Raw genomic sequence first — 20,710 nt, 5'->3', positions numbered from 1 at the left:
ATCTATAAGTTGTCTTGCTTGACTTTCTTGATGGAAGTCATATAATATTTGTAATATTTAAAGTTACAACTACAAGGAGAAATATTTATGACCTATGAATACAAGAGCCATATTTATTTAGCAGAGGCAGTTTTAAATGTAAAGGATTTGGCAAGTCAAACAGCCTTTTATCAGCAAGTTATTGGTTTGGAAATCTTATCTCAGACTGAGACAGAGGCTATTCTAGGCCTTGGTGGAAAAGCCTTGGTACAGCTGATTCAAGCGCGAGAGAGCGGTGAAGTAAGGGAACATTATGGCCTTTACCATCTGGCTATTCTCTTGCCGACACGCAAGGCTTTGGCTGATGTCTTGAAACACCTGACGGATTTGCAGATTCCTCTTGTCGGTGGTGCTGACCATGGTTACAGTGAGGCCCTTTACTTAGAGGATTTGGAGGGAAATGGCATTGAACTCTATCGAGATAAGCCGGTTTCCACATGGGATATTCGAGAAGATGGGCGTATTATCGGGGTCACTGAGGCCCTTGCAGCGCAGGATATCTATGAGTTGGGGGAAAGAGTAAAGCCCTTTATCCTAGCAGAAGGTACGAGAATGGGGCATATCCATCTTTCCGTCAAGGATAGTCGAAAGTCCAGCCAGTTTTATCAAAAAGTGTTAGGGCTAGAGGATAAATTCAGTGTGCCTAGCGCTAGTTGGATTGCAGCTGGAGACTATCATCATCATTTAGCAGTCAACGAATGGGGAGGAAAAGGCCTAGCTCCGCGTAAGCAGGGCTTGCCAGGTTTAGCCTATTATGTCATTGAAGTCCCACATAAAGAAGAACTGTTAACGATTGCCCAGCGAGCACAGGAAGTTGATGCACCAATCAAGTGGCTGACATCTAGCCAGCTGGAAGTTACAGATTCAGACGGAATTGTGACCCGTATTCGTTTAGCAAGATAGGCAAGATGTGTTAAAAATCAGAGCATAAATTGTAGAAAGCACCCCTTATCCTAGTCAGATATGTAAACATTTTGATATGATAGTAGGGAATAAGGAGAAGAAAACAATGACCAGTGAATACCAGAAAATGATTGCAGGGGCACCCTATCATCCCTTTGACCCCGAGTTGCGGGCCTTGGCTCGGGCTTCTCGTCAAAAACAGGCAGATTTCAACCAGGAGCTAGATCCCTCGAAAGGGGCGGAGATTATCAAGATTTGGTTTGGTTCAACTGGGAAAAATCTCTATGTTAATCCACGCCTGGTGGTCGATTATGGGGTCAATATCCATCTAGGAGAAAATTTTTATTCTAATTGGAACTTGACCATGCTGGATGTTTGTCCGATTCGTATCGGAGACAATGCCATGATTGGCCCCAACTGTCAGTTTTTAACACCACTCCATCCACTGGATCCACAGGAACGAAATTCAGGGGTCGAATACGGCAAGCCCATCACTATCGGTGACAATTTCTGGGCTGGAGGCGGTGTCATTGTCCTTCCTGGAGTGACACTGGGCAATAACGTAGTGGCAGGAGCAGGGGCCGTGATTACCAAGTCCTTTGGCGATAATGTTGTCCTAGCTGGTAATCCCGCGCGCGTGATTAAGGAGATACCTGTTAAATAGAAGTAAAAAGGAACAGCTTAGGTTGTTTCTTTTTTGTAGGTTTCATCATCTTTTGCCCAGCCCATATTTACCTACTCTATATCTTAGCAAGTTTGTTTCATTAAGCAATTTTAAAGCATCTCGTAAGTGGGATGCTTTTTTCTCCTCAGTTTATCAGCTTCCTCCTTGACACTCGGTCAGCTTTTGATACAATAGTACAAAATTAGAGGAGATGAGTTATGATTCAGAAGCATGCGATTCCTATTTTAGAGTTTGATGACAACCCTCAGGCAGTTATCATGCCCAATCATGAGGGTCTGGACTTGCACTTGCCCAAAAAGTGTGTCTATGCCTTTTTGGGTGAGGAGATTGATCGCTATGCTAGGGAAGTAGGGGCGGACTGTGTTGGCGAATTTGTTTCTGCCACCAAGACCTATCCAGTCTATGTCATCAACTACAAGGATGAGGAGGTCTGTCTGGCTCAGGCTCCTGTCGGTTCAGCTCCAGCAGCCCAGTTTATGGATTGGTTGATTGGCTATGGTGTGGAGCAGATTATTTCCACCGGAACCTGTGGTGTGCTAGCTGATATAGAAGAAAATGCCTTTCTAGTACCTGTTCGGGCTCTGCGAGATGAGGGAGCTAGTTATCACTATGTGGCAGCTTCTCGTTATATGGAAATTCAGCCAGAGGCTATTGCTGTTATTGAGCAGGTTTTGGAAGCCAGAGGGATTCCTTATGAAGAAGTCATGACCTGGACGACAGACGGTTTTTACAGAGAAACGGCTGAAAAGGTGGCTTATCGTAAGGAAGAAGGCTGTGCTGTTGTGGAGATGGAGTGTTCTGCGCTTGCGGCAGTAGCCCAACTGCGTGGAGTTCTCTGGGGAGAGTTGTTGTTCACAGCTGATTCCTTAGCTGACTTGGACCAGTACGACAGTCGTGACTGGGGTTCAGAAGCTTTCGAGAAGGCTTTGGAACTCTGTCTTGAGATAGCCTTTCAGTTTTAGCTACTATTCTTCTTTTTATGGTACAATGGATGTATGTTATTCAAATTATTTGTGAAAAAAATTGAAAGAGCCTTGGGCGGACTTTCGCCTGCTCGTCGAATTTTTCTGAGTTTCGCTGGAGTTATTTTTATAGGATCTCTCCTTTTGAGTTTGCCCTTTGTTCAGGCGAGTGATTCGCAGGCCACTTATTTTGACCATCTTTTTACGACGGTGTCCATGGTTTGTGTGACCGGCCTTTCTACGCAACCAGTGGCTATTACCTATAATGTCTGGGGGCAGTTGATTTGTATGTTCTTGATACAGATTGGTGGTCTGGGGCTCATGACCTTTATTGGGGTCTTTTATATTCAGGGGAAGCAAAAGCTCAGTCTTCGCAGTCGTGAAACCATTCAGGAGAGCTTCAGTTACGGGGAGACTCGGTCGCTGAAGGCCTTTATGCGGTCTATCTTTTTGACGACTTTTCTGGTGGAGGGCTTGGGTGCCTTTCTACTAAGTTTCCGTTTTATTCCTGAGTTCGGCTGGGGACGGGGCATTTTCACCTCTATCTTTTTAGCCATTTCAGCCTTTTGTAATGCTGGTTTTGATAATTTAGGAAGTAGCAGTTTAGTGGCTTTTCAGACGGATTCCTTGATCAATCTGGTTATTGCTGGTTTGATTATCACAGGTGGTCTTGGCTTTATGGTCTGGTTTGACTTGGCAACCCAGTTTGATAAGAAGAAAAAACGCTGTCTGCGTTTCCACACCAAGTTGGTCCTCTTCTTGACTGCAGGGATCTTGCTGTTTGGGACAGTAGCCACACTCTTTACGGAGTGGCACAATCCAGGGACCATTGGCAACCTCAGTATCCCAGAGAAAGTGCTGGTTAGCTTTTTCCAAACCGTCAGCATGAGAACGGCTGGTTTTGCTTCTATTGACTATACCCAAGCTCGGCCTGTGACCTTGTTTATCTATATCCTACAGATGTTTCTGGGTGGGGCGCCTGGAGGGACGGCTGGGGGGCTCAAGATTACGACTTTCTTTGTCTTGTTGGTCTTTGCGCGTAGTGAATTGCTGGGCTTGCCTCATACGAATGTTGCGCAGAGAACCATTGAGGCTCGTACAGTCCAAAAATCCTTTAGTGTCTTCATTATCTTTTTGATGACCTTCCTGTTGGGCTTGGTGTTGCTGGGAATTACAGCAGAAGGAACACCGCGATTTATCTATCTCATGTTTGAGACCATTTCAGCCCTTGCGACAGTTGGGGTAACGGCAAATCTGACACCAGAATTGGGCAAGTTAGCCCTCAGTATTGTCATGGTGCTCATGTTCATTGGCCGTATCGGTCCTTTGACCTTGTTGGTTAGTCTAGCGGATTACCAGCCTGATAAGAAAGATTTGATTCAGTATATGAAAGCAGATATTAGTATTGGATAAGAAAGGAAGAACTATGTCAGATCGTACGATTGGAATTTTAGGTTTGGGGATTTTCGGGAGTAGTGTCCTGACGGCCCTAGCCAAGCAAGATATGAATATCATTGCCATCGATGACCACGCTGAGCGCATCAATCAATTTGAGCCAGTTTTAGCGCGTGGAGTTGTTGGCGATATTACAGACGAGGAACTCCTCAGAACTGCAGGAATTGATACCTGTGATACGGTTGTGGTGGCAACAGGGGAAAATCTGGAGTCTAGTGTGCTTGCAGTCATGCATTGTAAGAGTCTAGGGGTACCAAGGGTTATTGCCAAGGTCAAAAGCCAGACAGCTAAGAAGGTGCTAGAAAAAATCGGTGCTGACTCGGTGATTTCACCTGAGTATGAAATGGGGCAGTCTCTAGCGCAGACCATTCTCTTTCATAACAATGTGGATGTCTTTCAGCTGGATAAAAATGTGTCTATCGTGGAGATGAAAATTCCGAGTGCTTGGGCAGGTCAAAGCCTGAGCCAGCTAGATTTACGTGGCAAATATAACCTCAATGTCCTAGGATTTCGTGAACAAGAAAATTCACCGCTAGATGTCCAGTTTGGACCCAATGACCTCTTGAAGACAGATGCCTATATTTTAGCAGTCATTAACAACCAGTATCTAGATGACTTGGCAGAATTAAATTCGTAAGGAGGGAGCACCCCTCTTTTTTGATGTTCAAGGTAGCAGTAGAGAAAGAAATCTGTATCCCAAATGAGACCAGAACCCCTTGTATTCTAGTAAAAGTCTTTCTAAAACGGGACTTTATGGTAAAATAAAGAGAAGTGACAAGAGAGAGTAAGAAAAAATCAGTCCCCTAAAGGAGTAGATCATGAAGTTATTGTCTATCGCCATCCCTAGCTATAATGCTGCAGCCTATCTTCATTACTGTGTGGAGTCGCTAGTGATTGGTGGTGAGCAAGTTGAGATTTTGATTATCAATGACGGGTCTCAGGACCAGACTCAGGAAATAGCTGAGCGTTTAGTTAGCAAGTATCCTAGCCTCGTTAGAGTCATCTATCAGGAAAATAAGGGTCATGGTGGTGCGGTCAATCGTGGCTTGGCGGAGGCTTCTGGACGTTATTTTAAAGTAGTTGATAGTGATGACTGGGTGGATCCTCGTGCCTACTTGAAAATTCTTGAAACCTTGCAGGAACTTGAGAGCCAGAGGCAGGAAGTGGATGCCTTTGTGACTAATTTTGTCTATGAAAAGGAAGGCCAGTCTCGTAAGAAGAGTATGAGTTACGAGTCAGTCTTGCCTGTCCAGCAGATTTTTGGCTGGGACCAGGTCGGAAATTTCTCAAAAGGCCAGTATATCATGATGCACTCGCTGATTTACCGGACAGATTTGTTGCGAGCGAGCCAGTTCCAACTGCCTGAGCATACCTTTTATGTCGATAATCTCTTCGTCTTTACTCCCCTTCAGCAGGTCAAGACCATGTACTATCTACCTGTCGATTTCTATCGTTATTTGATTGGGCGTGAGGACCAGTCTGTCAATGAGCAAGTGATGATTAAGCGTATTGACCAGCAACTAAAGGTCAATCGACTCTTGGTAGACCAGCTTGATTTGTCCCAAGTGAGTCATCCCAAAATGCGAGAATATCTGCTGAATCATATTGAGATTACGACGGTGATTTCCAGTGCCCTGCTCAACCGAGCTGGAACAGCGGAGCATCTGGCAAAAAAACGTGAGCTGTGGACCTATATTCAGCAGGAAAATCCAGAGGTCTTTCAGGCTATCCGTAAGACCATGTTGAGCCGTTTGACCAAACATTCGGTCCTGCCAGCCCGCAAACTTTCCAATGTCGTCTATCAAATCACCAAATCTGTTTATGGATTTAATTAATATAAGTATTTTATAAGAGGGATTTAAGAAAAATTTTAACTTTTTCTTAATCCTTTTTAATTTTAGGAGATTATACTAGAGTCATCAAATAAAGAAAAACTCTAAGGAGAATCCTATGAAATTCAATCCAAATCAAAGATATACTCGTTGGTCTATTCGCCGTCTTAGTGTCGGTGTTGCCTCAGTTGTTGTTGCTAGTGGCTTCTTTGTCCTAGTTGGTCAACCAAGTTCTGTACGTGCTGATGTGGTCAATCCAACCCCTACTCAAGTTGTCCCAGATGCTACTTCGGTGAGTGAAAAGAGCGACTTACCAGTAGAAGTTCTCAAAGCAGCAGTCGATACAGCCCTTCCTTCAGAGCAGGCAGAATCAACACCTAAAGCAAGCTTGGATACTGCAAACTCTCCAGAAAAAGCAGATGTAGGTGCTAAAGAGCCGGTAGTAGCACCAAAAGAAGAAGCGCAAGCAAAACCAGAATCTAAGAAACAAACAGAAGATGCGGTTAAACCTGTGGAAAGTCCTGCAGCTACAGTTGCTGGACAAGACCGTGAAGCAAGTGAAGCTCAACCAGCAACCACTCCAGCTGAAGTCCAAAAAGGCGTAGCTGACAACACCAAAGACACAGTGGACGTCCCATCCACTTACTTGGACAAAGCTAACTTCCCAGGCCCATTCACAGCTGGTGTTAACCAAGTTATTCCTTACGAATTCTTCGCTGGCGACGGTATGTTGACTCGCCTTATCTTGAAGGCTTCAGACAAGGCTCCATGGTCAGACAACGGTTCGGCTAAAAACCCCGCTCTTCCACCAGTAGAGAAATTGGGCAAAGGCCTCTACTTCTATGAAGTAGATTTGGCCGGCACTCAAGGAAAATCTGATAAAGAGCTTCTAGACCTCTTGAAACAAAACGGCACTCAAAGCTACAAGGCAACCATCAAAGTGTACGGTGCTAAAGATGGCAAGGCCGATTTGACTAACCTTGTAGCGACTAAAGATTTGGATGTCAACTTGAATGGTTTGACTACCCCAGCTGAAGTGCAAAAAGGTGTGGCCGACAACACCAAAGATACAGTAGATGTTCCAGCTACTTACCTAGACAAAGCCAACTTCCCTGGACCATTCACAGCAGGTGTTAACCAAGTTATTCCATACGAATTCTTCGCTGGTGACGGTATGTTGACTCGTCTTATCTTGAAAGCTTCAGATAAGGCTCCATGGTCAGACAACGGTTCAGCTAAAAACCCCGCCCTTCCACCAGTAGAAAAATTGGGCAAAGGCCTCTACTTCTATGAAGTGGATTTGGCAGGTACCCAAGGTAAGTCAGACAAAGAGCTTCTTGACCTTTTGAAACAAAATGGTACTCAAAGCTATAAAGCAACTATCAAGGTGTATGGTGCCAAAGACGGCAAGGCCGATTTGAGCAATCTTGTAGCGACAAAAGAATTGGATGTCAACTTGAATGGCTTGACTACCCCAGCTGAAGTCCAAAAAGGTGTAGCTGACAACACTAAAGACACAGTAGACGTCCCAGCCACTTACTTGGACAAAGCTAACTTCCCAGGTCCATTCACAGCCGGTGTTAACCAAGTCATTCCATATGAATTCTTCGCCGGTGACGGTATGTTGACTCGTCTTATCTTGAAAGCTTCAGATAAGGCTCCATGGTCAGACAATGGTTCGGCCAAAAATCCAGCCCTTTCACCAGTAGAAAAATTGGGCAAAGGCCTTTACTTCTATGAAGTGGATTTGGCCGGTACTCAAGGTAAATCAGATAAAGAGTTGCTTGACCTCTTAAAACAAAACGGCACTCAAAGCTATAAGGCAACTATCAAGGTGTACGGTGCTAAAGATGGCAAGGCTGATTTGAGCAATCTCGTAGCGACTAAAGAATTGACAGTGAACTTGAATGGGTATAAGTCCCTCAATGATATGAAATCTAAAATGCCAGCTGCTAGCCAGGATAAGATGATGCCTAACAAAGAGCAGGACAAAACCATGAATGCTAGCCAGCCTATGGTAACCTCAAGCAAAATGTCTGATGAAGGCAAGATGGCATCTACTAACAAGGTGTCAAGTCCAATGATGGCTGCTCACATGAAAGATCAAAAAGACATGCTTCCATATACTGGTGAAGCCCAAACATCAATGGCTACTATTGGATTCTTTGGACTCGCCTTGGCCGGACTTCTAGGTGGACTCGGTTTGAAAGCTAAAAAAGAGGAAAATGACTAGTCTAGTTACAGACTTTCTATCTAGGATTTGAAAAATCCAGATATCGATTAGAATGTTCGTAAAGAGATAAAAATAGTGTTATACTATTGTGGTATAGCACTGTTTTTTTCAAAGGAGAGACAGATGGGAAAGACAATTTTACTCGTTGACGACGAGGTAGAAATCACAGATATTCATCAACGCTATCTGGTTCAGGCAGGATATCAGGTTTTGGTGGCCCATGATGGAGTAGAGGCCTTGGAAATCTTCAAGCGAAAAGCGATTGATTTGATTATTACAGATATCATGATGCCTCGGATGGATGGTTATGACTTGATTAGTGAGGTTCAGTATCAATCTCCAGATCAGCCTTTTCTCTTTATCACGGCTAAGACTAGCGAGCAGGACAAGATTTATGGCCTGAGCTTAGGGGCAGATGACTTTATTGCCAAGCCCTTTAGCCCTCGTGAACTGGTTTTGCGTGTCCACAATATCTTGCGTCGCCTTCATCGTGGAGGTGAGTCAGAAGTCGTCAGTCTTGGGGATTTACGGATGAATCACAGTAGTCATGAGGTTCAAGTCGGAGATGTGGCGCTTGATTTGACCGTCAAATCCTTCGAACTTCTATGGCTTCTAGCCAGCAATCCAGAGCGAGTTTTTTCTAAGACAGACCTCTATGAAAAGGTCTGGCAAGAAGACTATGTGGATGACACCAATACCTTGAATGTTCATATTCATGCTCTTCGACAGGAGTTGGCTAAACATGCTAGTTCAGAAACACCGACCATCAAAACCGTCTGGGGCTTGGGCTACAAAATTGAGAAAGCACGAGGTAGTCAATGAAATTAAAAAGTTATATTTTAGTAGGGTATATCATTTCAACACTCCTAACGATTATCGTGGTTTTTTGGGCCATCCAGCGAATGTTAATTGAAGAAAGAGAAATTTATTTCCTAGTGGGTATGACTCTCGTGGCTAGTTTTATCGGTGCTGGGATTAGTCTCTTTCTCCTATCGCCTGTCTTTACTTCATTGGGCAAACTCAAGGAACATGCCAAGCGGGTAGCGGACAAGGATTTTCCTTCAAATCTGGAGGTTCAAGGACCTGTAGAATTTCAACAATTAGGCCAAGCTTTTAATGAAATGTCCCATGATTTGCAGGCGACATTTGATTCCTTGGAAGAAAGCGAACGAGAAAAGGGCTTGATGATTGCTCAACTTTCGCATGATATCAAGACCCCCATCACTTCGATCCAAGCGACGGTAGAAGGGATTTTGGATGGGGTTATCAAGGAAGGCGAACAGGACCATTATCTAGCAACCATTGGGCGTCAGACTGAAAGACTCAATAAACTGGTTGAGGAGTTGAATTTTTTGACCCTAAACACAGCTAGAAATCAGGTCGAAACGACCAGCAAAGACAGCATTTTTTTGGACCAGCTCTTGATTGAGTGCATGAGTGAATTTCAGTTCTTGATTGAGCAGGAGGAGCGAGATGTCCATTTGCAGGTAATCCCAGAGTCTGCCCGGATTGAAGGAGATTATGCCAAACTTTCTCGTATCTTGGTGAATCTGGTCAATAACGCTTTTAAATATTCTGCTCCAGGAACCAAGCTGGAGGTGGTGGCTAAGCTGGAAAATAACCAGCTTTCAATCAGTGTGACCGATGAGGGACAGGGGATTGCCCCAGAGGACTTGGAGAATATTTTCAAACGTCTTTATCGTGTCGAAACTTCGCGTAATATGAAAACAGGTGGTCATGGCTTAGGGCTTGCGATTGCGCGTGAATTGGCCCATCAATTGGGTGGGGAAATCACAGTTACTAGCCAGTACGGTCTAGGAAGCACCTTTACCCTCCTTCTCAATCTCTCTGGCAATGAAAATAAAGCTTAAAACCCCTTTACAAATCTAGCCATTCATGGTAAAATGGATTTTGTGTGAAATATCAGCAGGAAAGCATGAAGCTCGTCAACAGGTGTCTTATGATAAGTAACCTTGGCTGTTTAGGCGAAGGGCATCTGCACGAATCAGGGCTTTCTAAGTGACTATTTCCACCGAAATATTATTTATATCAGGAGGACATTCACATGTCACGTTATACAGGACCATCTTGGAAACAAGCTCGTCGCCTTGGCCTTTCACTTACAGGTACAGGTAAAGAATTGGCACGTCGTAACTACGTACCAGGACAACACGGACCAAACAACCGTTCTAAATTGTCAGAATACGGTTTGCAATTGGCTGAAAAACAAAAACTTCGTTTCACTTACGGTGTAGGTGAAAAACAATTCCGTAACTTGTTCGTACAAGCTACAAAAATCAAAGGCGGAATCCTAGGTTTCAACTTCATGCTTCTTTTGGAACGTCGTTTGGATAACGTTGTTTACCGTCTTGGTCTTGCGACTACTCGTCGTCAAGCTCGTCAATTTGTAAACCACGGTCACATTCTTGTTGACGGAAAACGCGTTGATATCCCATCATACCGCGTAACTCCAGGTCAAGTGATCTCAGTTCGTGAAAAATCATTGAAAGTTCCAGCTATCCTTGAAGCAGTAGAAGCTACTCTTGGACGTCCAGCATTCGTATCATTCGACGCTGAAAAATTGGAAGGTTCATTGACTCGCTTGCCAGAACGCGACGAAATCAACCCAGAAATCAACGAAGCACTTGTCGTTGAATTCTACAACAAAATGCTTTAATTTTAAGAAATATCTTACAGAAAGCCTACAACAGTGGGCTTTTTGCTTTGTCTTAAAAGCTTGATTTCTGAGTTTGTATGGAGATTGGCTAGTAAGGTTATTTGTGTATCTAAGTCTATGCTAAATTCACCAATCTTATAACACGGAAGTCTGTGGTTGAGTCCACTTCACTGAAATTAGACCACGCGCTACCAAGCTCCATTCTACATCAAAGAAATCAATTCTTTTCTAGGGAATTTCCGCCCTCATTTTTGTCTTTTGTGCTAAAATAGACTTATAAATTGAAAATAAGGAATGTTTATGAAATCGGGTAATGGTTTTTGGAAAGGCTGTCTCTATTTTTGGGGCTTCCTGTTCTTGTTGGGCCTTTTGGTTCAATATGCTCTTCCACTTGCGGCTTGTGTCCTGCTAGGATATGGTGGTTATCGTCTCTATAAACGTTGGCGCTATCCTCTTTTGCAAGATCGTTCTCTAGATGATCGGATTGAGCTTTTAAAAGCTCGGATTCGTCAGGCGGACAAAGATATTCAGCAGTTAGAGGGAGTCTTGGTAGAGAAGGGCTCAGATTCCTATAAGAGTTTAGCTAATCAAGTATTGATCGAATTGCGGGAAATTCATCAGGAGGCGGATCGTCTCAAGTCCTATATCGACGATGATGTCTATAACCGTATTGACAAAAAGGTTCGTACAGTAAGGGCAAACATCGATGTTCAGCTAGAACGTTTGGATAGAGAAAGTCAGGTAGATCTTGAGAATGCGGAGCCAGAGGAATTAGCTCCAGAATTGTCCCAGACCTTGGCCAATATTGCCATTGACCATCAGGCTATTTTAGACAAGATTGCCACCTCTGCTGAGGGGGATAAGGAAGAATTGACTGCCATTCATAGTTTGAAGATGGAGAAATTCCAAACGATTTTAGAAGGTTATTTAAAGATTAAGGCTAACCCTAAAAACTATAATCGGGCAGAAGAACGTTTGCAGCAAGCTAAAGCAGCCATCGAACAATTTGACCTTGAGCTGGACCAAGTCTTGAGAGAACTCAATGAAACAGATATGCGTGATTTTGATATCAGTCTGCGTATCCTCGAAAAAGATCGTAAAGAATAGGTTAGAAACAAAGGAGTAACCATGACAGAATTTAATTTTGATATTGACCAGATTGCCAATAATACGGTAGCTAAGGTGGATAAAACAACCCAAATCATCGAGACAAATACTGGCTCAGACAAGACCTTGACCTTCCTTGAAAAGTTGAGCCCTGAGCAGCAAGAAGGAATCAAGGCGCACGTGCCCCAGTTAGTAGACCAGTTTGTCACCAATCAAAATGCTCTTTTGGATTTTGGACAATCTGCTGTCGAAGGTGTGAACAATACAGTCAATCGTATCTTGTCAGAACAAAAGAAACTGCAGATTCCCCAAGTGGATGATCTACTCAAAAATACCAACCGTGAGTTGCAAGGCTTTGTAGTCAAATACAAGAATGCTGAAATTGCTGAGTTAGAAGAAAAGCCAAACTTTTTGCAACGATTGTTTAACAAGAGCAAGAATACGTTACAGGAATTTTACTTTGACTCAAAAACAGTGGAGCAAAAGCTAGATGGCATGGCTGCCGCAGTGGTCAAGCAAGAAGATGTGCTAGCTCGAAATATCGTCTCTGCTGAGATGTTGATTGAGGACAATACCAAATCCATTGAAAATCTAGTGGGAGTAATTTCCTTTATCGAAGCTAGCCAAACAGAAGCTGGCAATCGCGCTGCAGAACTGAAAGTTCAAGTTGACCAACTCGATACAAGTACGGTAGAGTACCAGACTAAATCACAAGAATTGGCCCGCATGGCTGAAGTGGTCAATACCCTTGAACAACAGCACACGGAGTATGTCAGCCGCCTCTATGTTGCCTGGGCAACAACACCTCAGATGCGTAATCTGGTGAAGGTGTCATCTGATATGCGCCAAAAATTGGGCATGCTTCGTCGCAATACGATTCCGACAATGAAACTTTCGATTGCCCAACTTGGTATTTTGCAACAATCAATGAAATCAGGTGTCGTGGCAGATGCCATTGTCAATGCCAATAATGCTGCCCTTCAGATGCTAGCTGAAACCAGCAAGGAAGTGATTCCGCAGATGGAACGAATTGCCCAAAGCCCGACAGTTGCTGTTGAGTCTGTTACCAAGCTGGCTGAAAGTCTGGTCGCACAAAACCAAGGCATCGTTGCTGCTATTGAATTAGGCCGTCAAAAACGTGCCCAACTAGAAACAACCATCGTCAAGTCCGCAGAAATGATTAACGATTCTGTCAAACTACGCGATGAGAAAATTGTCCAAGCCCTTCTAGATCAAGGAAAAGCCGCTCAGAAAGAAGTACAAGAATAATACACAAGTCCCTTGCAATGTAGATTTGCAGGGGATTTTGCTTGTTTTAGTAGAAGTTTGAAGGTCAGGGAATTATTGCTAGATTTAGAGAGAATACCCTAGAAAACCTTTTCACTACTAGTCTTTTATGGTACAATGGAAGGAAGTAAAGGCGCTGTTTTTTCGATGTCGCAACGCCTTGTATGAATGAAAAGGAAGAGTCCCTATGGTTTTCAGATTTAAGCAAATAACTAGCTTGCATATATATAAACTCGCGTTTTCATACCCATTTTCAAAACCTGCCAATCTTTTTGGTAGGCTTTTTGCGTTGTAGAAATGGGGTATGAACATGGCTTACACCTTATCAAAAGAATTAGAACAAGAGCTCATCATTTCAGCACCTGAGTTGCAGGCTAGTTATACTGCCATCGTAGAATACCTAGAAGCTATCAACCAGAAAGAAGCATCTGGAAGCAATTCTCAGGAACTCCAGAACCAGCTTGCTATTCAGCTGGGACGTTTAGAAGATTTGGTGCAGGGCTATATCCAAATAAAGAAGAACCCGCATCACTACCTAGATGCAGATAAAGACTTGACGGCAGGCTATCAAGCCATAAAAGGGACAGAGCAAGCTCTTCTTGAAAAATTGCAACATCTTAATCAAGCAGCCTTGCAGGATTTCCATATCAGCCAGAGACTCTCTCCTAAAGACGAGACTGCTATTCCTATAGCAGGTAAAGCCAAAACCAAACAGGAATTGGCTATCGAGCGAGATTTGATTAACCAACTGACAAAGGGAGAAAGTCAATGGGTGTATCGACCTGAGTTAAATACAGAAGACCTCCTATGGGGAAACTTTTTTGCCAAGTTGGAAGCCAATAATGTCCGCATTTTGCAAGACCATCCCCTTACAAATTCAGAGAAAAATCAAATCAAAAACCAGCTCAATTTCGTTAACTTCTACGAAGCAGCCAAGTGGATAGCGGGGGAAAATGGCATTGCCAAGGTGCAGGTTCAACGTGAAGATGCCAGTCTAGGCACCATTCGCTTGGAAGTCTTGTGGAGAAACAATGTCGCTGGTGGCAAATCGAGTTATGAGGTTGTCAACCAAGTCATCACAGGCGGAGATGGGATTCGCCAGCGCCGTGGGGATGTGACTTTGTTAATCAATGGTCTGCCTATGATTCAAATTGAACTAAAAAGCCGTTCTCATCCTTATATGGATGCCTTCCGTCAGATTAAGAAATACGACCAAGAAGGACAGTTCAGAGGCATTTTTTCAAGTCTTCAGATGTTTGTCGTCTCTAATGTCACAGACACTCGCTACATCGCAGCTGCCAAAGCCAACAAGCTAAATGAACGCTTCTTGACCAAGTGGGTGGATAGTGAAAACAGACCCCAACCCCAACTATTTGACTTTGCAGAGTCTGTCTTGTCGATACCGAGAGCCCACGAGATGGTCATGCAGTATTCTGTCATCGATGATGACAAGAAGGCCTTGATTTTATTGCGTCCCTATCAGGTTCATGCCATTGAGGCTATCCGTGAAGCCAGTCGCAAGCGCCAGTCGGGCTATATTTGGCATACGACTGGTTCAGGAAAGACCCTGACCTCCTATAAGGTTTCGCGCAATCTGCTCCAGATTCCATCTATCGAAAAGACAATATTTGTGATTGATAGGACAGACCTCGACCAGCAGACGACCAGTTCCTTTCAGTCTTACGCAGAGAACGATATGATCGATATCGACGAGACTGATGATACACAGGAATTGGTTAAAAATCTGGCTTCTGATGACCGCCGTGTCGTTGTGACGACCATCCAGAAAATCAATGCCATGATTCGCCAGTTTGATGAAGGACGTCACCAAAAGGTCTACAATCGTATCAAGCAACTCAAACTAGCCTTTGTCGTTGATGAATGCCATCGCGCAGTGACTCCTGAACGCCAACGCCACCTAGAGCACTTCTTTACAAATTCTCTCTGGTATGGGTTTACAGGTACTCCTATCTTTACAGAAAATAAACGTGAACAAAAAGGAGACCTTGCTCAAACGACCGAAGAGCAGTACGGTGATTGCCTCCACCAATATACCGTCAAAGAAGCCATCCATGACAAGGCGGTTCTTGGCTTTAATGTAGAGTATCAGACGACCATGCCTGGTTGGGCAGAAGATGAGATTGACGAGGAGCGTTATGATGACGAAGGCCACATGCTTGCGGTTTTAGATGCCATTCTCAATCGCTCAAGACGCAAACTTGGTTTCCAAAATGGGGTGGGGAAAACCTATGAAGCCATTTTGACCGTTAAAAGCATTGCCCGTGCGCAGGCCTATTATAACCTGATTAAGCAAGTCAAAAATGGAGAAAAGTCTCTAAGCATCTCGGAAAATGTTAAAAAGGTCTTGCCAGACTTTCCTAAGGTTGCCATTACCTATTCTGTGACAGAAAATGAAGCAGACTCCTATATCAACCAAGCCTACATGGAGGAGAGTTTAGAAGACTACAATGCCATGTTTGGAACCCACTTTAGCCTAGCCACCATTGCTTCTTACAATAGTGACCTCAACGACCGCTTGGCTCGTAAGAAAGAACGTTTTGCCTTCCGTGAAGAACAGCTGGACCTGGTTATCGTGGTGGACCGCTTGCTGACAGGCTTTGATGCCCCTTGCCTATCGACCCTGTTCATGGACCGTCAGCCTATGAAACCCCAGCATATCATTCAGGCCTTTTCACGAACCAATCGCCTCTTTGATGAAGGCAAGAAATTCGGCCAGATCGTTACCTTCCAAACACCTGATCGCTTTAAAGAAAAGGTGGATGAAGCTCTGAGCCTTTACTCAAATGGTGGCGAAACCAGTGTCTTAGCCCCAGAATGGCAGGAGGAGAAGGCCAAGTTTCTGGAGAAGGTTCATCAACTACTAGCCATCGCTCCAAGTCCAGAGCAGGTGCCTGATTTGGATACAGCGACAGATGCAGAATTAAAACGCTTTGCCAAGGCCTTCCAAGAATTTGACAAGCTCCTATCCTCTATACAGGTCTATTCGGACTATGATGAGAAAGTCATTCTCAGAGAGATTGGGCTCAGCCTCGAAGACATCGAGAACTTTGCCGGCCAATATCAAAATGTCATCGAAGAACTCCGCAGACGCAGAAAAGAAGACCAAGAAGATGAAGGTGTGCTCGTGGATATAGAGTACGAGCTTGAATCCATCCGCACCGACGAGATAAACTATCACTATATCCTCTCTCTCATCCAAGCCCTAATCGAAAATCGGGAAAACCTCATTGGTAAAAAGGAAAAGAGTCTGGTAGATAACTATATCGAAGATTTGAACAAATCCAATCCCAAGTTATCCAGCCTCATCTGCAAACTCTGGCAGAATGTCCAAGCTGATGCTAAGAGCTATCAGGGTCAGTCTATCATCCATAAGTTGGAAGAGATGATTGAGCTAACAACCCAGAAAAAGATTCGTGAAACGGCAGATTATTGGCAGATAGGAGAGGATGAACTCCAGTTCGTAGTGGACAACTACCGCATCGGACGTGACAAGCAAAATGGCGAAAAAGCCATCACCGAGTCTCAGGACTATCTGGCTTATAAGGAAGCCCACGGAGACAAGGCACTACCAAAACTCAAATACAAAAAAGCCCTCAAAGAGGACTATATGCGCATGATTTCAGAGGATATCTTACCGCTGAGGGGGAGATAAACTACCGATTTGACTTTTCTTATTTGCTAGATGGTTAACTTTATCTTGTCAAATCAGCCTATCTATTGTTTCAAAATAGGCAAAATTGAAGAATAGAAATCAAAAAAGAAAATCTAAAGTGTAGAAATACGAAAATGGAGCAATAGAAAGGGAATAGTATGACAAAGAAACCAAGTTATCGCTTTGCGGGATATACTGAATCTTGGGAAGAGAAGAAGTTAGGGGAAGTTGCGGAATTATTGAATGGTAGAGCCTATAAACAAGAGGAACTACTTGAGGATGGTGAGTACAGAGTTTTACGAGTAGGAAATTTTAACACCAATGATAAGTGGTATTATTCTGATTTACAACTTGAAGATTCAAAATATGCAAATTATGGAGATTTATTATATCTTTGGGCAACAAATTTTGGTCCGGAATTATGGAAAGAAGAAAAAGTTATTTATCATTATCATATTTGGAAGATTAGTGGATACTCTAACATCTTAGATAAATATTATTTTTATACTTTTTTAGAAAAGGATAAGGATAGAATTAAACAAAATACAAATGGTTCTACTATGGTACATATAACCAAGGGAATGATGGAGGAAAGAGTATTAACCTTCCCCTCCCTCCCCGAGCAAACTGCTATCGGTTCTTTCTTCCAAGATATTGACCAGCTTATTAGCCTACAACAGCGTAAGTTAGAGGTGCTCAAGGAGCAGAAGAAAACCTACCTCAAGCTCCTTTTCCCAGCCAAAGGACAAATCAAACCAGCCCTTCGCTTCGCAGGATTTGAAGATGACTGGAAGGAAGTGAAGTTGGGGGAAGTTACGAATAGGTATGATAATTTAAGAGTTCCAGTTTCAGCAAATGAAAGAATTTCTGGGGATACTCCATATTATGGGGCTAATGGGATACAGGATTATGTAGATGGTTATACACATGATGGCGAGTTCATTCTTATTGCCGAAGATGGTGCAAGTGATTTAAAAGATTATCCAGTACAATATGTAAATGGAAAAGTTTGGGTAAATAATCACGCTCATGTTATTCAAGGTAAAAAAGATTTGATAAACAATATTTTTTTACTATTTGCAGTAAAACAAATTAACATAGAACCTTTTCTAGTGGGAGGAGGGAGAGCGAAGCTAAATTCGGATATAATGATGAAACTTCCTCTACATCTTCCACCCCTCCCTGAACAAGAAGCAATCGGTTCTTTCTTCCAAAACCTAGACAAGGCCATTGCCAAGCAAGAGGAAAAAGTCAACCAACTCAAAGAAAGCAAACAAACCCTACTCAGAAAAATGTTTATCTAAGATACCAAGACCGTCAAAAGCTCAGTAAAAATAGGAAACTGGCGCAATCTTCGATGAAGACCAGACAGTTTATCTTTTTACCCAGCTTTTAGGTCGTGTTCAATTATCTAAGATACCAAGACTGTAAAAAGCTACACCAAACGAATGAAAGTTGAAATGAATAGGAGACCCTATGTCACAAACAGATTTATCAAGAGAACTCTACCAATCCCTCTGGAATGCGGCAGATATCCTGCGTGGCCAGATGGAAGCCAATGAATACAAGTCCTACCTCTTGGGCTTGATTTTCTACAAGTACCTATCCGACAACATCCTCCAAGCTGTCTGTGATAACTTGGACGAGACCTTTGAGTCCTTCCAGCAAGCCCAGCTTCTCTATGAGGAAAACTTTGCGGATGCAGATGTCCGTGAAGACCTCATCGAGGTCTTAAATGATGAGCTAGGCTATGTGATTGAGCCTTCTCTAACCTTTACCAAGCTGGTTCAGTCTATCCACGAAGGAACCTTCCAGCTAGAATCCCTAGCCCAAAGTTTCCGTGATATCGAGCAGGCCAATGAAAAATTTGAAAATCTTTTCGAAGATATCGACCTCTATGCGAAAAAACTAGGCAACACCCCACAAAAGCAAAACAAGACCATCTCTGAGGTTATGAAACAGCTCAACGACCTCAATGTGTCTGGTCATGCTGGTGATATCTTGGGTGATGCTTATGAGTACTTGATTGGCCAATTTGCCAGCGATTCTGGGAAAAAGGCTGGTGAGTTCTATACACCTCAAGCAGTTTCTCACCTCATGACTCAGATTGTCTTTGCAGGGCGTGAGCATCAAAAGGGCATGTCAGTTTACGACCCGACCATGGGTTCTGGTTCTCTCTTGCTCAATGCCAAGCGCTATAGTAAGCAAGCTTCGACGATTTCTTACTACGGTCAAGAGTTGATTACTTCGACCTTCAACCTTGCTCGTATGAATATGATGCTTCATGGGGTTGCGATTGAGAACTATCACCTCAGCAACCACGATACCCTAGACGAAGATTGGCCGACTACCGAGCCGACAGATTTTGATGGGGTTTTGATGAACCCACCCTATTCACTGAAGTGGTCAGCAGATAGTGGCTTCCTGCAAGACCCTCGCTTTTCAAGTTATGGAGTTCTTGCACCTAAGTCTAAAGCGGATTTTGCCTTCCTTCTTCACGGTTTTTACCACCTCAAGCATAATGGTGTCATGGCCATCGTACTTCCTCACGGAGTTCTTTTCCGAGGAGCAGCCGAGCAAAAGATTCGCCAGCACCTGCTAGAAGAAGGCGCTATTGATACAGTTATCGGCTTGCCGGCAAATATCTTCTACAATACCTCTATCCCGACAACTATTATCATCCTTAAAAAGAATCGCACCAATAAGGATGTCTTCTTTATCGATGCCTCAAAAGAGTTTGAAAAAGGGAAAAATCAAAACAATATGACCGAAGACCATATTGCCAAGATTTTGGAGACTTATCAAAAACGCGAGAATGTCGAAAAGTTCGCCCATCTAGCCAGCTTTGAAGAGATTGTCGAAAACGACTATAACCTCAACATTCCACGCTATGTAGATACCTTTGAGGAAGAACCCGTTGTTCCCCTAACCGACCTCGCAGACCAGCTCGCAGAGATTGATAAAGAGATTGGAGAGGTAGAAGCCAGACTCGCACATATGCGCAGCCAGCTAGTAGGTACAACACCAGAAGACCAAGCAGAATTAACCGCCTATCTCGAAAAATTGAATGAGATTTAGAGAAGTGCAAGAATACTCTGTTAAAAAGTTAGAAAAATAAAAATGACAGTAGAACATCTATTGTCATTTTTTGTTATTGATAACTTTAATAAAAGTCATCTTTAAAAATTTAAAAGTTTATTTCTTTCTTCAATATCATTTTTAATACATTCTTCAAGCACCTTGGGATCAACATAGATCACGTTCCCAATCATTTTTGCGGGAATATTCATAGACAGTACTTGTAAAGAATACTTTTTAACGAGTGGTTCAAGTTTTGAGCCGTTTATATGGTTGTTAATGGCAGGGAAAATGATATCTTCCCATGAAAATGTGTAGTTATAAATTGTCTTGTTAAATCCAAGCTCTCTGACTTTAACCATATCATGTATGCGAATAAGTTTTACTAGTATATTAATACCATCAATATTCTTGGCTTTATAATTTTCACGTAAGTCTTTAAAAGAAGCATAGTTCTTGAAGATAAGATAAGCCAGTAGAATAATTAAGATTAAAGGGATAATGCCTTTAGACGTTAGCAAGTCACTTATAGCTGTCAACTTAAAGCTAAGTATGAAGTTGATAACAACTGCGTACAAAATAGCTAGTAGTGGCAATTTTACAAATAAAAAAGATTTGTATTTTATGGAAGTAATGGTATTGTTTTCTTTAAATTTTATTTTCATAAATGTTTCTCCTTAAATATTATCAGTTGAAAGAATACAGAGAAAGACTATCTAAAGTTAGTTTTATAATAAAACACCCCATCAGCTAGATATTTTTTGTCTAACTAATAGGGT

General features: G+C 42.9%; 16 protein-coding genes. 15 read left to right on the top strand and 1 reads right to left on the bottom strand.

Annotated elements, in window-relative coordinates; translation table 11 throughout:
• Positions 1-87: 87 nt before the first annotated feature.
• From N5909_RS08945 to N5909_RS08875, 15 genes are all read left to right on the top strand, one after another.
• The gene (locus tag N5909_RS08945; protein WP_033681012.1) at positions 88-942 is read left to right on the top strand and encodes a VOC family protein; all 855 of its coding nucleotides are present in this window, start codon (positions 88-90) and stop codon (positions 940-942) included.
• Positions 943-1,048: 106 nt separating this feature from the next.
• Positions 1,049-1,606: a sugar O-acetyltransferase gene (locus tag N5909_RS08940; RefSeq protein ID WP_033681013.1), complete on the top strand. Its 558-nt coding sequence runs from the start codon at positions 1,049-1,051 to the stop codon at positions 1,604-1,606.
• A gap of 218 nt (positions 1,607-1,824) precedes the next feature.
• On the top strand, positions 1,825-2,589 hold the full coding sequence (locus N5909_RS08935) for a nucleoside phosphorylase (protein WP_271631155.1): 765 nt from the start codon (positions 1,825-1,827) through the stop codon (positions 2,587-2,589).
• Between the two features lie 33 nt (positions 2,590-2,622).
• Positions 2,623-4,002: a TrkH family potassium uptake protein gene (locus N5909_RS08930; protein ID WP_271631154.1), complete on the top strand. Its 1,380-nt coding sequence runs from the start codon at positions 2,623-2,625 to the stop codon at positions 4,000-4,002.
• Positions 4,003-4,015: 13 nt separating this feature from the next.
• Positions 4,016-4,681 carry a potassium channel family protein gene (locus N5909_RS08925; protein WP_271631153.1) on the top strand — a complete coding sequence of 222 codons (666 nt, stop codon included), beginning with the start codon at positions 4,016-4,018 and terminating at the stop codon, positions 4,679-4,681.
• A 181-nt stretch (positions 4,682-4,862) separates the two neighbouring features.
• Positions 4,863-5,879 carry a glycosyltransferase family 2 protein gene (locus tag N5909_RS08920; protein ID WP_271631152.1) on the top strand — a complete coding sequence of 339 codons (1,017 nt, stop codon included), beginning with the start codon at positions 4,863-4,865 and terminating at the stop codon, positions 5,877-5,879.
• Positions 5,880-5,994: 115 nt separating this feature from the next.
• A complete protein-coding gene (locus tag N5909_RS08915) occupies positions 5,995-8,109 on the top strand; it encodes an SSURE domain-containing protein (RefSeq protein ID WP_271631151.1) in 2,115 nt (704 codons plus the stop codon).
• 123 nt (positions 8,110-8,232) lie between these two features.
• Positions 8,233-8,931, top strand: coding sequence for a response regulator transcription factor (locus N5909_RS08910; protein WP_271631150.1), 699 nt, complete (start codon positions 8,233-8,235; stop codon positions 8,929-8,931).
• Entirely contained in the window at positions 8,928-9,980 is a 1,053-nt protein-coding gene (locus N5909_RS08905) for a sensor histidine kinase (protein WP_020903376.1), read from the top strand. The genes N5909_RS08910 and N5909_RS08905 overlap by 4 nt, the downstream gene beginning before the upstream one ends.
• A gap of 194 nt (positions 9,981-10,174) precedes the next feature.
• Complete coding sequence (gene rpsD / locus N5909_RS08900; protein ID WP_000092756.1) at positions 10,175-10,786, top strand: 30S ribosomal protein S4; 612 nt, start codon at positions 10,175-10,177, stop codon at positions 10,784-10,786.
• 300 nt (positions 10,787-11,086) lie between these two features.
• Entirely contained in the window at positions 11,087-11,893 is an 807-nt protein-coding gene (locus tag N5909_RS08895; RefSeq protein ID WP_261116885.1) for a hypothetical protein, read from the top strand.
• A gap of 21 nt (positions 11,894-11,914) precedes the next feature.
• Positions 11,915-13,162 (top strand): toxic anion resistance protein, encoded by a 1,248-nt coding sequence (locus N5909_RS08890; protein WP_033681046.1) that lies wholly within the window; start codon positions 11,915-11,917, stop codon positions 13,160-13,162.
• A 322-nt stretch (positions 13,163-13,484) separates the two neighbouring features.
• Entirely contained in the window at positions 13,485-16,853 is a 3,369-nt protein-coding gene (locus N5909_RS08885; RefSeq protein ID WP_235223406.1) for a type I restriction endonuclease subunit R, read from the top strand.
• A 158-nt stretch (positions 16,854-17,011) separates the two neighbouring features.
• Positions 17,012-18,157: a restriction endonuclease subunit S gene (locus N5909_RS08880; RefSeq protein WP_033681047.1), complete on the top strand. Its 1,146-nt coding sequence runs from the start codon at positions 17,012-17,014 to the stop codon at positions 18,155-18,157.
• A 172-nt stretch (positions 18,158-18,329) separates the two neighbouring features.
• Positions 18,330-19,931 (top strand): type I restriction-modification system subunit M, encoded by a 1,602-nt coding sequence (locus tag N5909_RS08875; RefSeq protein WP_033681048.1) that lies wholly within the window; start codon positions 18,330-18,332, stop codon positions 19,929-19,931.
• 101 nt (positions 19,932-20,032) lie between these two features.
• Here the strand turns inward: N5909_RS08875 and N5909_RS08870 are convergent, their stop codons facing one another.
• A complete protein-coding gene (locus N5909_RS08870) occupies positions 20,033-20,596 on the bottom strand; it encodes a hypothetical protein (RefSeq protein WP_033681049.1) in 564 nt (187 codons plus the stop codon).
• Positions 20,597-20,710: the final 114 nt, after the last annotated feature.

The sequence above is a fragment of the Streptococcus gwangjuensis genome (genome assembly GCF_028156745.1).
Taxonomy (GTDB): Bacteria; Bacillota; Bacilli; order Lactobacillales; family Streptococcaceae; genus Streptococcus; species Streptococcus gwangjuense_A.
This window is presented reverse-complemented; position numbering and strand designations above follow the sequence as displayed.